Source organism: Amorphoplanes digitatis (assembly GCF_014205335.1).
GTDB classification, from domain to species: Bacteria; Actinomycetota; Actinomycetes; order Mycobacteriales; family Micromonosporaceae; genus Actinoplanes; species Actinoplanes digitatus.
Genome location: NZ_JACHNH010000001.1, coordinates 7380671 through 7392600 on the forward strand (window position 1 = coordinate 7380671; position 11930 = coordinate 7392600).

An 11930-nucleotide genomic window follows, 5' to 3' on the forward strand; every position below is an offset into this window, starting at 1 on the left:
GTTTCCGCCGGGTTGCGGGGGTCTGGCCGTAACCCGGCCGCAAGACCTACTCGTCGTCCTCGTCGTCCTCGTCCTCGACCAGCACCGGCTTGGACGCCATCGAGATCGTGCTGACCGTGCCGTCCTCGGCCATGTGCAGCAACTCGTCGTCGTTGCGGATCCGGCGGGCCTTGCGGGCCGCCAGCCGGGCCGCCGCGCTGGCCCGGGTGTTGGTCTCCTCGAGGCGGATGTCGGTGCCGCGGGGGCCGGAGACGTAGTCGCCCGTGTTGGGCTGCCAGTCGAACTCGCGCTCGCCGATGCGGACCGGGTCGCCGGCCTCGGCGCCCTTCTTGGCCAGCGCGGCCTCGACACCGAGCCGGTCCAGCCGGTCGCCGAGGTAGCCGATCGCCTCGTCGTTGTCGAAGTTCGTCTGCCGGACCCAGCGCTCGACCTGCTGGCCGCGCACCACGAAGACGCCCTCGGCGTCGCGCTCGACGGTGAAACCCTTCTCGTCGACGGCGCGGGGCCGCACCACGGCCCGGGTCGCCTCGGGCTCGGGGGTGGCGAGCCGGTTCGCGGCGACGGCCTCGCCGAGTGCGTACGTGAGCGCCTTGAGCCCCTCGCGGGTCACCGCGCTGACCTCGAAGACCGGCAGGCCACGCGCCTCGAGCTCGGGCCGGATGATCTCGGCCAGGTCCCGGCCGTCCGGGATGTCGATCTTGTTGAGCACGACCAGCCGCGGCCGCTCCTCGAGCCCGCCGTACGCCGCCAGCTCGGCCTCGATGGCGTCCAGGTCGGCCAGCGGGTCCCGCTCGATCTCGGGCGCGGCCGCGTCCAGGACGTGCACCAGCACCGAGGTGCGCTCGATGTGCCGCAGGAACTCCAGGCCGAGGCCCTTGCCGGTGGCGGCGCCCGGGATGAGGCCGGGCACGTCCGCGACGGTGAAGGTGTGGTCGCCGGCCTGCACGACGCCAAGGTTCGGCACCAGGGTGGTGAACGGGTAGTCGGCGATCTTCGGCTTGGCGGCCGACATGACCGAGATCAGCGACGACTTGCCGGCCGACGGGAAGCCGACCAGCCCGACGTCGGCGACGCTCTTGAGCTCGAGCACGACGTCCAGCTGGTCGCCGGGCTCGCCCAGCTCGGCGAAGCCGGGCACCTTGCGCCGGGTGTTGGCCAGCGAGGCGTTGCCGCGCCCGCCGCGCCCGCCGCGGGCCACCTCGAACGTGGTGCCGGCGCCGATCAGGTCGGCGATGACCTCGCCGTCGGGCGTCTGCACGACGGTGCCGTCCGGCACCGACAGGACCAGGTCGCCGCCGTTCGCGCCGTCCCGGTTCGCGCCGGCGCCGCCGGTGCCGTTCTGCGCCTTGACGTGCGGGCGGAAGTGGAAGTCGAGCAGCGTGTGCTGCTGCGGGTCGACCACGAGCGTGATGCCGCCGCCGTGCCCGCCGTTTCCGCCGTCGGGGCCGCCGAGCGGCTTGAACTTCTCTCTGCGCACGGAGGCACAGCCGTGGCCGCCGTCACCTGCTTGCAGGTGCAGCACGACTCGATCGACGAACGTTGCCACCTTGCGTCTCCTACCTCAAACCTCAAAAGCAAACAGCGGGCCGCGGACCCGAGAGGTCCGCGGCCCGCTGTGACGTGGATCTACTCCGCGACCGGCACGATGCTGATGGTCTTGCGACCCCGCGTGTGGCCGAAGAGCACGTTGCCCTTGGCCAGCGCGAACAGCGTGTCGTCGCCACCGCGGCCGACGAGCTCTCCCGGGTGGAACTTCGTGCCACGCTGGCGGATCAGGATCTCGCCGGCGTTGACCAACTGGCCGCCGAACCGCTTGACACCGAGCCGCTGGGCGGCGGAGTCGCGGCCGTTGCGGGAGCTGGAAGCACCCTTTTTGTGAGCCATGGCTGCCCCTACTTCCCGCTGGAGATGCCGGTCACCTTGACGCGGGTCAGCGGCTGACGGTGCCCCTGGCGCTTGTGGTAGCCGGTCTTGTTCTTGAACTTGTGGATCCGGATCTTCGGACCCTTGGTGTGCTCGGCGATCTCGCCGGACACCGTCACGCTGGCAAGCTTGGCCGCATCGGTCACCAGGTTGTCACCGTCGACGAGGAGCACCGCGGCGAGCGTCAGGGCGTCGCCGGGCACACCCGCGAGCTTCTCGACCTCGATCACGTCGCCCTCGGCAACCTTGTACTGCTTGCCGCCGGTCTTGACGATCGCGTACATCGACGCGGACTCCCTGAGACTTACGCAGCGAAAGAGCTGCTGGCGGATGAAACTGGATCCGGCGTGCACCCGACGGGTGAAATCCCAGGGCGCGCACGGAACAGGCGCACGAAAATGCGCCGTCAGAAAGACTACTTCATGAGCGGGCCTGCACCCAAACCGGGGAGTGCTCAGCCGTTGCCGCAGGCCTTGTCGAGGGTCTTCTGGAGCTTGGTGAGCTGCTCCGAGTCGACCTTGCGCACGTCGCCCTTGAGGGCCGTGACCTGCGAACCCATGTCGGCCAGGGCCGCCTTCAGCTTCGGGTCGGCGGCCAGCTTCGACATGTCCTTGAGCGCGAACGAGTAGTTCTCCACGTCACGGGCGGTCTTCTGCTTGGCCTTGATCACCGAATCCTTGTCCTGCGACGATTCGGCCTCGATCAGCAGTGTCAGGTCCTGTGCGAAGTTCTTGGCGGCGTCGCCGCCGGTCTTCGCCGCCTGCTGGCAGATCGCCTCGGAGTTGCCGGACAGCGCCGCGTCCGCCTCACCCGGCAGGGCGGCACCGGCCGAGGCGCCGGCGGCCGGCCCGGACGCGGCGGGCCCGGAGACGGCGGGTACGGGTGCCGCGGTGGCGTTCTCCGCCGACTTGCCGCTCGAGCAGCCGGTGCCGAGCAGGAGAAGGGCGCCGCTCACGGCGGTCACGGACAGCAGGCGTCGCATGGTGTTCGGTACTCCTCGGGGACGTGACTCGGGGGATCACGAGGGTAGCCGACATCGACCGGCGGACATGGGCCGGGCGGCCCCAGCAGGGATTACCCCCGCCGGAGCCGCCCGGTCAGCGCTGTCAGGGGCGGGTACGCCGCCGCGTGCCGCCGCGGCGCGACCGTCGCCGGCCGCCCGCTCCCGCGCCGACGGGCTCGTCGTCGCCGTCCTCGCCGTCCTCGTCCTCGTCGTCCTCATCGGCCGCGTCGGGGTCGTCCGAGCCGGTCAGCCGCAGCGGCTCGGCCGGGTGGTCCGCGCCGTTCGCCCCGTTGGTCTCGTACCGGGAGAGGTCGTAGCCGCTGATGTCGTAGTCGTCATCGTCGGAACCGGCGCTGACCACCGGCGCGGTGCGGGCCACGATCCCCGACCCGGCCGTTGCGACGACGCCCGAGCTGCGCGGCGGCAGGCCCGCCGTCTCGGCCACCGGGTCCTCCGCGGGCAGCGCATGTGCGTGTTCCACGACTTCCACGGCCGCCGGTTCTTCGACCGCCGCAGGCTCCTCGACGGGCGCGGCGACGACCTCGGGCTCGGCCGGCGCCTCGCCGCCACCGCCGCCGCGGCGCCGCCGCGACTTGGTGCTCGGCTGCTGCGCGGGCGCCTCGGTGCGTGCCGCCGCGGCGACCGCCTTCACCTGGGTGACCGCGCCGCCGGTCCGCTTCTCCGGCACCGGCTCGGTGTGGATGATCAGGCCGCGGCCCTTGCAGTGGTCGCAGGTCTCGGTGAACGCCTCGATGAGGCCGGCACCGATCCGCTTGCGGGTCATCTGCACCAGGCCGAGCGAGGTGATCTCGGTGACCTGGTGCTTGGTCCGGTCCCGGCCCAGGCACTCGGTCAGCCGGCGCAGCACCAGCTCGCGGTTGCTCTCCAGCACCATGTCGATGAAGTCGATCACCACGATGCCGCCGATGTCCCGCAGCCGGAGCTGCCGGACGGTCTCCTCGGCCGCCTCGAGGTTGTTACGGGTGACCGTCTCCTCCAGGTTGCCGCCCGCGCCGGTGTACTTACCGGTGTTGACGTCGACCACCGTCATCGCCTCGGTGCGGTCGATGACCAGGTGACCGCCGGAGGGCAGGAAGACCTTGCGGTCCAGGGCCTTGAGGATCTGCTCGTCGATGCGCTTCTCGGCGAAGATGTCCCCGACGCCGGTGTGCCGGTGCAGCCGGTCGAGCAGCTCGGGCGAGACCGAGTCGAGGTAGCTCTCCACCTCGCCGTAGGTCTGCTCGCCCTGGATGACGACCTCGCGGAAGTCCTCGTTGAACAGGTCGCGGACCACCCGGATGACCAGGTCGGGCTCCTCGGAGAGCGCCGCCGGGGCGTGGCCCTCCGCCGCCTTGGCCTGGATGTCCTCCCACTGCGCCTGGAGCCGCTTGACGTCGCGCGCCAGCTCCTCCTCGCTGGCGCCCTCGGCGGCGGTACGCACGATGACGCCGGCGCCGTCCGGCACCAGCTTCTTCAGCACGTCACGCAGCCGCTTGCGCTCGTTGTCGGGCAGCTTGCGGCTGATGCCGGAGGCGTTGCCGTTCGGCACGTAGACCAGGTGGCGGCCGGAGAGCGCGATGTGGCTGCTCAGCCGGGCGCCCTTGTGCCCGATCGGGTCCTTGGTGACCTGCACCAGCACCGAGTCGCCGGATCGCAGCGCCTGCTCGATCGAGCGGGCCCGGCCCTCCAGCCCGGTGGCGTCCCAGTTGACCTCGCCCGCGTACAGCACCGCGTTGCGGCCCCGGCCGACGTCGACGAACGCCGCCTCCATGCTCGGCAGCACGTTCTGCACCTTGCCGAGGTAGACGTTGCCGACCATGGTGCCGGAGGTGGCCCGCGACACGTAGTGCTCCACGAGGACGCCGTCCTCGAGCACCGCGATCTGGGTGCGGTCGGGCTTCTGCCGGACCACCATCACCCGGTCCACCGCCTCCCGGCGGGCCAGGAACTCGGACTCGCTCAGGATCGGCGGCCGGGTACGGCGCTGCTCACGACCGTCGCGCCGGCGCTGCCGCTTGGCCTCGAGCCGGGTCGAGCCGGAGACGCCCTGCACCTCGTCGGAGCGCTCACGGGTACGCGGCTCGCGGACCCGGACGACGGTGTGCACGCCGTCCTCGACGCCGCCGGTCTCGGTGTCACCGGAGCCCTTGCGGCGCCGGCGGCGCCGGCGGCGGGTGACCCCGTCGCCGTCCTCGGCGTCCTCTTCGTCCTCGCCGTCCGCCTCCGCGGATTCCTCCGCGGCGGCCTCGGCCTCGGTGTCGTCGCCCTCGTCGGACGGGCCCTTGCCGCGGCCCCGGCCACGGCGCCCGCGGCGGCGACGGCGGCGGCTGTTGCCGTCCTCGTCCAGCTCGTCCTCGGCGCCCTCGTCGGACTCGTCGGCGGACTCGTCGGTCTCGTCGAGCACCGGCTGCTCGAGGAGTTGGGCGGCCTCCGCCGGCTCCTCGGCGGCCGCGCCGCGGCGACGGCGACCGCGGGTGGTGCGGCGGGCGCCCTCGGCGGGCTCGGACTCCTGGTCGGCGACGGGCTCGGCGACCGGCTCGTCGGCCACCGGCTCCACCGGCGCGGCGGCCACCGGGGCCGCCGCGGCACCGCGACGGGTGCGGCGGACCGGTGCGGGCTCGGTCTCGGGCTCGGGCGGCATGAACAGCACGGCCGGGGGCAGGGCTGCGGCCCGGCGGGTACGCGTGCGCGGCGCCGGCGCCTCCTCCACGAAGTCGCCGTCCAGCGGCAGCACGCCGATCAGCGGGGCGGCCGGAGTCTCGGCCACCGGCTCCTCGGCTACGGGCTCGTCCTCGTCGACCGGCTCCTCGGCGACCGGCTCGGGAACCGAGACCGGCGCGACGGCCTTGCGGCGGCTGCGGGTGGCCTTCACCGGCGCCACGGGCTCGCCCTCGGCGGCCTCTGCGGCGTCCTGCTCGGATGCGGCGGGGGCCGCGGCGGGCGCCGCGGCCTTCTTACGACGGCTGCGGGCCGGCGCCGGTGCGGCGTCGACGGCGTCCGCCGACTCGGCGCCGGGTGCGTCGGCCGCCGGCTCGGCGGCCGGCGTGGCCTTGCGCCGTGGCGCCCGGGTCCGGCGCGCGGGTGCGGTGCTCTCGGCGGCATCGACGGAAGGAGTTGTGGCTCCGTCCCGTTCACCGCCCTGTGGCTCGTTATCGAGCATGGGGCGCTCTCCAGTTCTGGCGGCCCCGGGCGCGGGTGAGCGCTGCCACGCAGGGTCGCCGCAAGTTTTTCGGCCCCGACTCAGTCGGACGGGCTGCCGAAGTCTGCCAACGCGGACGCAGACCGAAGCGGTCAGCGCCCTCCGATGGTGGCGCCCTCGCGATCCGCTTCCAACGGATCGACGATCTCCCCCTGCGGGGTGAGAGTGCCCTGAGCCAGCCGAGTCACCCGTGGGGGGACCGGCGGCTCCAGGCCAGCCACCACGCGCAGGCCGGAAAGGACGTCATCGGGTCGGACGGCGGGAGTAACCTGCCGCACGACAAGGTCGATTATCGCACACGGTGCGGCCGCGCCCTCGGAAGGTGCGTCAGACTGCTTGCTCACCGCGAAGACGGTCACCGCGGACCGCGCGTCGAATGACCGCCGTCCCTGCTTGGTCATGCGCTCGACCTGCACCTCCTGCGCCGCCAGGAAGGCCTCGACGGCGTTGGCGGCGACCGCCGGTTCGATCTCGGGCAGCTCGATCAGCCAGCGGGAGGCGTTGATCCGGTCGGCGAGGCTACCCTCTGTCGCCAGGACGGCGTCGATGATGTCCAGCCCGGGCGAGAGCGCGGCGTCCAGCGCGACCCGCAGCTCCGCCGGGTCGACCTCGGCCTGCAACCCGATCTCCAGGTACTCCGCCTCGCTGCCGACGCCGGTCGGCGCCGCGCTCGCGTACGAGATCTTGGGGTGCGGGGTGAAGCCCTGCGAGTAGGCGATCGGCACGGCGGCGCGGCGCAGCGCGCGCTCGAACGCCCGGGCGAAGTCCCGGTGCGAGGTGAAGCGCAGCGGCCCGCGCTTGGCATAGCGAAGGCGGATCCGCTGCACGACCGGGGCCTGGCCGCCGACCGGCTGGTTCTTGGCGATGACGTTTCTCCTGGTCAGTGCGTGTGCGCCGGGGAGCGCAGCCCGTTCGTCGGGGTGAGCGGCAGCAGCTTCCTGCCGGTGGGGCCGATCTGGATCTCGGTGTCCATCGACGGGCAGACGCCGCAGTCGAAGCACGGGGTCCAGCGGCAGTCGTCCTGCTCGTACTCGCTCTTCGAGTCCTGCCAGTCCTGCCAGAGCCAGTCCTTGTCCAGGCCGGAGTCGAGGTGGTCCCAGGGCAGCACCTCGAGCTGCTCGCGCTCGCGGGTGGTGAACCAGTCCAGGTCGACGCCGAAATCGGGCAGCGTCTCGGCCGCGGCCTCGACCCAGCGGGCGTACGAGAAGTGCTCGCTCCAGCCGTCGAAACGCTGGCCCTTGTCCCAGGCACGCCGGATCACCGCGCCGACCCGGCGGTCACCGCGCGAGAGCAGGCCCTCGATCAGCGAGGGCTCGCCGTCGTGGTACCGGTAGCCGATCGCCCGGCCCAGCGACCGGTCGCTGTTGATCTCCTGCTTGAGCATCCGCAGCCGGTTGTCGATCACCTCGGGCCGCTCCATCGCCGCCCACTGGAACGGTGTGTGCGGCTTGGGCACGAACGCACCGATGGAGACCGTGCACTTGATGTCCTTGGTGCCGGTGGCGATCCGCCCGGCCTTGATCACCTCGTGCGCCATCCGGCCGATCTGGAGCACGTCGTCGTCGGTCTCGGTGGGCAGGCCGCACATGAAGTAGAGCTTCACGCTGCGCCAGCCGTTCGAGTACGCCGTGACGACCGTCCGGATCAGGTCCTCCTCGGTCACCATCTTGTTGATGACCTTGCGGATCCGCTCGGAGCCGCCCTCGGGCGCGAACGTCAGGCCGGTACGCCGCCCGTTGCGGGACAGCTCCTGCGCCAGGTCGATGTTGAAGGCGTCCACCCGGGTCGACGGCAGCGACAGCGAGACGTTGGTGTCCGCGTACTGCTCGGCGAGGCCGGAGCACATGTCGCCGATCTCCGAGTGGTCCGCGCTGGAGAGCGAGAGCAGCCCGACCTCGGAGAAGCCGGAGAACTCCAGCCCCTCCTTGACCATCTGCCCCACGGTGGTGATCGACCGCTCCCGGACCGGGCGGGTGATCATGCCGGCCTGGCAGAAGCGGCAGCCCCGGGTGCAGCCGCGGAAGATCTCGACGGCGTACCGCTCGTGCACGGTCTCGGCGAGCGGCACCAGCGGCTTCTTCGGGTACGGCCAGGCGTCGAGGTCCATCGTCGTGCGCTTGTGCACCCGGAACGGCACGTCCGGGCGGTTCGGCACGACGCGCTGGATGCGCCCGTCGGGCAGGTAGTCGACGTCGTAGAAGCGGGGAACGTAGATGCTCTCCGTGCGCGCCAGCCGCAGGAGCAGCTCGTCGCGGCCGCCCGGGCAGCCCTCGGCCTTCCACTCCCGGATGATGCCGGTGATCTCGAGGACCGCCTCCTCGCCGTCGCCGAGCACGGCGGCGTCGATGAAGTCGGCGATCGGCTCCGGGTTGAAGCTGGCGTGGCCGCCGGCGAGCACGATCGGGTGACTCTCGTCGCGGTCCGCGCTCATCAGCGGGATCCGCGCGAGGTCGAGGGCCGACAGCATGTTGGTGTAGCCCAGCTCGGTGGCGAACGAGAGCCCGAGCACGTCGAAGGCGCCGACCGGCCGGTGCGCGTCGACGGTGAACTGCGGTACGCCGTTCTCCTTCATCAGCGCCTCGAGGTCCGGCCAGACCGCGTAGGTGCGCTCGGCGAGCACGTCGCTCTGCTCGTTGAGCACCTCGTAGAGGATCTGGACGCCCTGGTTGGGCAGGCCGACCTCGTAGGCGTCGGGATACATCAGCGCCCACCGCACGGTGCAGGCGTCCCAGTCCTTGACCACGACGCCGAGCTCACCGCCCACGTACTGGATGGGCTTGCTCACCCTGGGCAGCAACTGCTCCAACTGGGGAAAAACCGAGTCCACGCTCATGCCATCGCCTCCGCTGGCGCTCCGGCGATGACATTCGTCGCGCGCCGAGTTGATGATCCGCTCGCCGCGGCAAGCTCGCTCATTTGGGCCCAAGGGTACGCGGCTCAGGGTGCCAATTCGTTTGCGGCCCGGGTCAGGTCGGTGGCCAGCAGGTCCTCACGGAATGCGCACAGTTGCAGCGTCATCCGCGCGGGGCCGGTCGTACCCACCACGAACCGGATCGGGGTGCCCTGATCGTCCAGGTCGCCGACCAGCGCGTCGAGCAGCCGCACACCCGCGCTGTCCAGGAACGAGACCGCGGTCAGATCGATGAGCACCGCGCCGGCGTGCCCGGTCTGCCGGACGATCTCGCGGCCGATCTCCGGCGCGTTGGCCAGGTCGATCTCGCCGGCCAGCCGGACCAGGTCGACCGTGCCCAGCTTGGCGAAGGTCACCCACCGGTCGGTCGTCATCGCGCCTCCAGGCGGGTACGCCGCATCGTCACCGTGGTGCCCTCGTCGTGATCGAACGACGCCTGATCCATCACCTGACGGATCAGCTGGAGCCCACGGCCGCGGGCGCCGTCGCCGTTCGTCGCCTGCCACTGGCCCTGGTCCCGGACGCGCACCTCGACGGCCTCGGGCGTCACCGCGGCGACCACCTCGACCACCCCGAACGGGTCGTCGCGGTAGCCGTGCTCGATCGCGTTGGCCACCGCCTCCGAGCAGGCCAGCAGCACCGCCTGGGTGCTCTCGTCGTCGACGCCGTTCGCGACCAGCCAGCCGCGCAGGTCCTTGCGCAGCAGCGCGATCTGTAGCGGGTCCGCGCCGATCGAGCGTTCCAGCCGCTCCTCGACGCCGATCGAGAGGCAGAGCAGGCAGACGTCGTCGGAGTGCTCCCGGCCGACGAGGAAGTCCGCCAGGCCCGCGGCCAGCCCGGGCAGCGGCGAGCCGCGGCGGCCCGCGTACGCCCGGGCGAGCACCTCGAACCCGGCGTCGATGCCCCGGTTGCGGCGCTCGATGAGGCCGTCGGTGTAGAGCAGCAGCCGGCTGCCGGCGGCGAGGCGGATCCGGTGCTCCAGCCGCGCGCCGCGCCCGGCGCGCGATCCCAGCGCCCCGGACCGGGCGTCGAGCAGGTAGCGCGGCGCGGAGCCCGGCTCGACGAGCAGCGGCGGCATGTGCCCCGCGCAGGCGTAGGTCATCTCGTTCGTCGACAGGTCGACCTCCGCGTAAGCCACCGTCGCCATCCGGGCGGACTCGACCCGCTCGACGAACCGGTCGAGGCGCTCGAGCAGGCGCGCCGGCCCGGCCTTGGCGGAGGCGAGCGCCCGGATGGCGCTGCGCAGCTGGCCCATCGTGGTGGCCGCGTCGATGCCCCGCCCGACCACGTCGCCGACCACGACGGCAAGCTTGTCCGCGTTGATCTGGAAGGCGTCGAACCAGTCGCCGCCGACCTCGAGGTCGTGCGCGGCGGCCTGGTAGTGGGACTCGATCGCGAACCGCGGGTCCGAGGGCAGGTCGTTGGCGAGCAGGCTGCGTTGCAGGGTCCGGGCGATGGCCCGCTCCTGCTCGTAGAGGCGGGCGTTCTCCAGCGCCAGCCCGGCCCGGTCGGCCAGACCGGCCAAGAAGACCGCCTCGGCGACGGCCGTACGCCGGCCCGGCGCCATCCGCAGCGCGAGGGTGCCGAACACCTTGCCGTTCGCCACCAGCGGCAGCACCGCGCAGCCGGGGTCCGGGCCCTTCTCATCGGTGAGCTGGGCCTGTCCGCTCTCGAACACCTCGGCGATCCGCTCGGCAAGCCGCTCCGGATCGGGCTCCGGGCGGCCGGCGTCGGCGAGCATCCCGGCGGGACCGACCTGTAGCCGCACCGACGCCCACTCGGCCATCTCCGGCACCATGCGTTCGATCAGCCGGCGTGCCCGGGGCATGAGCCGGGGCACCACCTCCAGCGCCCGGGTCGTCTCCGCCAGGAACGTGGACCGGATCTCGCGCCGGCGGAGGTCGTCGTAGAGCCGGGCCCGGTCGAGCGCCTGCCCGGCCTGCTGCCCGAGCAGCCGGACCACCCGCAGCTCACTGTCGGAGAGCTCGCGCTGCTCGGCGAAGTCGAAGCAGAGCACGCCGAGCACCTCCACGCCGGCGGGCTCCTCGGCGGAGGCGGCAGCGGCGGCGGCGGTCAGCGGCAGCAGCACCACGGTGCCGTGGCGGTCCCGCAGCATCGCCGTGGCCAGGTCCGGGAAGTGCTCCTCGGCCTCCTCGATCGAGCCGATCACGTGCAGGTCGCCGCGCCGGGCCACCTCGGCGACGGCCCGCGACGAGCCGCGCGGGATGTCGTCGCGGGCCAGGCCCCCGGAGTCGGTGCATGCGATCGCGGTCAGCTGGTCCCGGTCGGCATCGCAGAGCCAGACCGTCGCCGTGCTCGCGCCGAAGGCCGGCACCGGTACCCGCACCACGGTGTCGGCGACATCGGACTCGGTCGGCGCCGCCGCAAGGTCGGCCACGATCTCCTGTAGCACCCGGACCCGCCGCTCGGAGGCCTCGGCGGCGCGCCGCGCGGCGAGCAGCTCCTTCTCGTACCCGCGGCGCTCGGTGGCGTTGAAGATCGTGGTCTTGATGACCCGCGGCAGGCCGGCGGGGTCCCGGCCCAGGATGGAGTTGGCCAGGATGGGCAGCCGGCGGCCGTCGGCGCAGATCAGGTCGAAGGCCACCTCGTGCACGTCGTTCTGCATGCTCAGCAGCGGCGCGTAGTGGGTCTCGTAATAGATCTTGTCGCCGGGGCTGAGCAGGTCGCGGAACCGCCGCCGGCCGATCAGCGAGTGACGGTCGTAGCCGGTCCAGGCCAGGAACGTCTCGTTGACCTTGACGATCGTGCCGTCGGGCAGGCTCGTCAGGTAGCCGCACGGCGCATGGTCGTAGAGGTCACCCGGGTCTTCCTCCCAGGGCACCTCCACGTCCTGCGTCACGTCCGGCCCGCCGTCGCCGCTGTCCGTCATCGGG

The 11930-nt window shown here is 72.3% G+C and carries 9 protein-coding genes; all 9 read right to left on the reverse strand.

The features are described 5' to 3' along the window. Nucleotides 1-46: 46 nt before the first annotated feature. The 9 genes from obgE to BJ971_RS32405 all read right to left on the reverse strand — a co-directional run bounded on the left by obgE (nt 47) and on the right by BJ971_RS32405 (nt 11926). Nucleotides 47-1546, reverse strand: coding sequence for a GTPase ObgE (gene obgE, locus BJ971_RS32365; protein WP_184996932.1), 1500 nt, complete (start codon nt 1544-1546; stop codon nt 47-49). Between the two features lie 80 nt (nt 1547-1626). After that, nucleotides 1627-1884 (reverse strand): 50S ribosomal protein L27, encoded by a 258-nt coding sequence (gene rpmA, locus BJ971_RS32370; RefSeq protein ID WP_184996933.1) that lies wholly within the window; start codon nt 1882-1884, stop codon nt 1627-1629. Between the two features lie 8 nt (nt 1885-1892). After that, nucleotides 1893-2207 (reverse strand): 50S ribosomal protein L21, encoded by a 315-nt coding sequence (gene rplU / locus BJ971_RS32375; protein WP_184996934.1) that lies wholly within the window; start codon nt 2205-2207, stop codon nt 1893-1895. 170 nt (nt 2208-2377) lie between these two features. Next, the gene (locus BJ971_RS32380) at nt 2378-2905 is read right to left on the reverse strand and encodes a hypothetical protein (RefSeq protein ID WP_184996935.1); all 528 of its coding nucleotides are present in this window, start codon (nt 2903-2905) and stop codon (nt 2378-2380) included. Nucleotides 2906-3029: 124 nt separating this feature from the next. Next, entirely contained in the window at nt 3030-6086 is a 3057-nt protein-coding gene (locus BJ971_RS32385; RefSeq protein ID WP_184996936.1) for an Rne/Rng family ribonuclease, read from the reverse strand. A gap of 131 nt (nt 6087-6217) precedes the next feature. After that, nucleotides 6218-6952 (reverse strand): TIGR03936 family radical SAM-associated protein, encoded by a 735-nt coding sequence (locus tag BJ971_RS32390; RefSeq protein ID WP_184996937.1) that lies wholly within the window; start codon nt 6950-6952, stop codon nt 6218-6220. A gap of 53 nt (nt 6953-7005) precedes the next feature. After that, entirely contained in the window at nt 7006-8958 is a 1953-nt protein-coding gene (locus tag BJ971_RS32395) for a TIGR03960 family B12-binding radical SAM protein (protein ID WP_184996938.1), read from the reverse strand. A 104-nt stretch (nt 8959-9062) separates the two neighbouring features. Beyond that, nucleotides 9063-9410 (reverse strand): STAS domain-containing protein, encoded by a 348-nt coding sequence (locus BJ971_RS32400; RefSeq protein ID WP_184996939.1) that lies wholly within the window; start codon nt 9408-9410, stop codon nt 9063-9065. After that, nucleotides 9407-11926: a SpoIIE family protein phosphatase gene (locus BJ971_RS32405; RefSeq protein ID WP_184996940.1), complete on the reverse strand. Its 2520-nt coding sequence runs from the start codon at nt 11924-11926 to the stop codon at nt 9407-9409. The genes BJ971_RS32400 and BJ971_RS32405 overlap by 4 nt, the downstream gene beginning before the upstream one ends. Nucleotides 11927-11930: the final 4 nt, after the last annotated feature.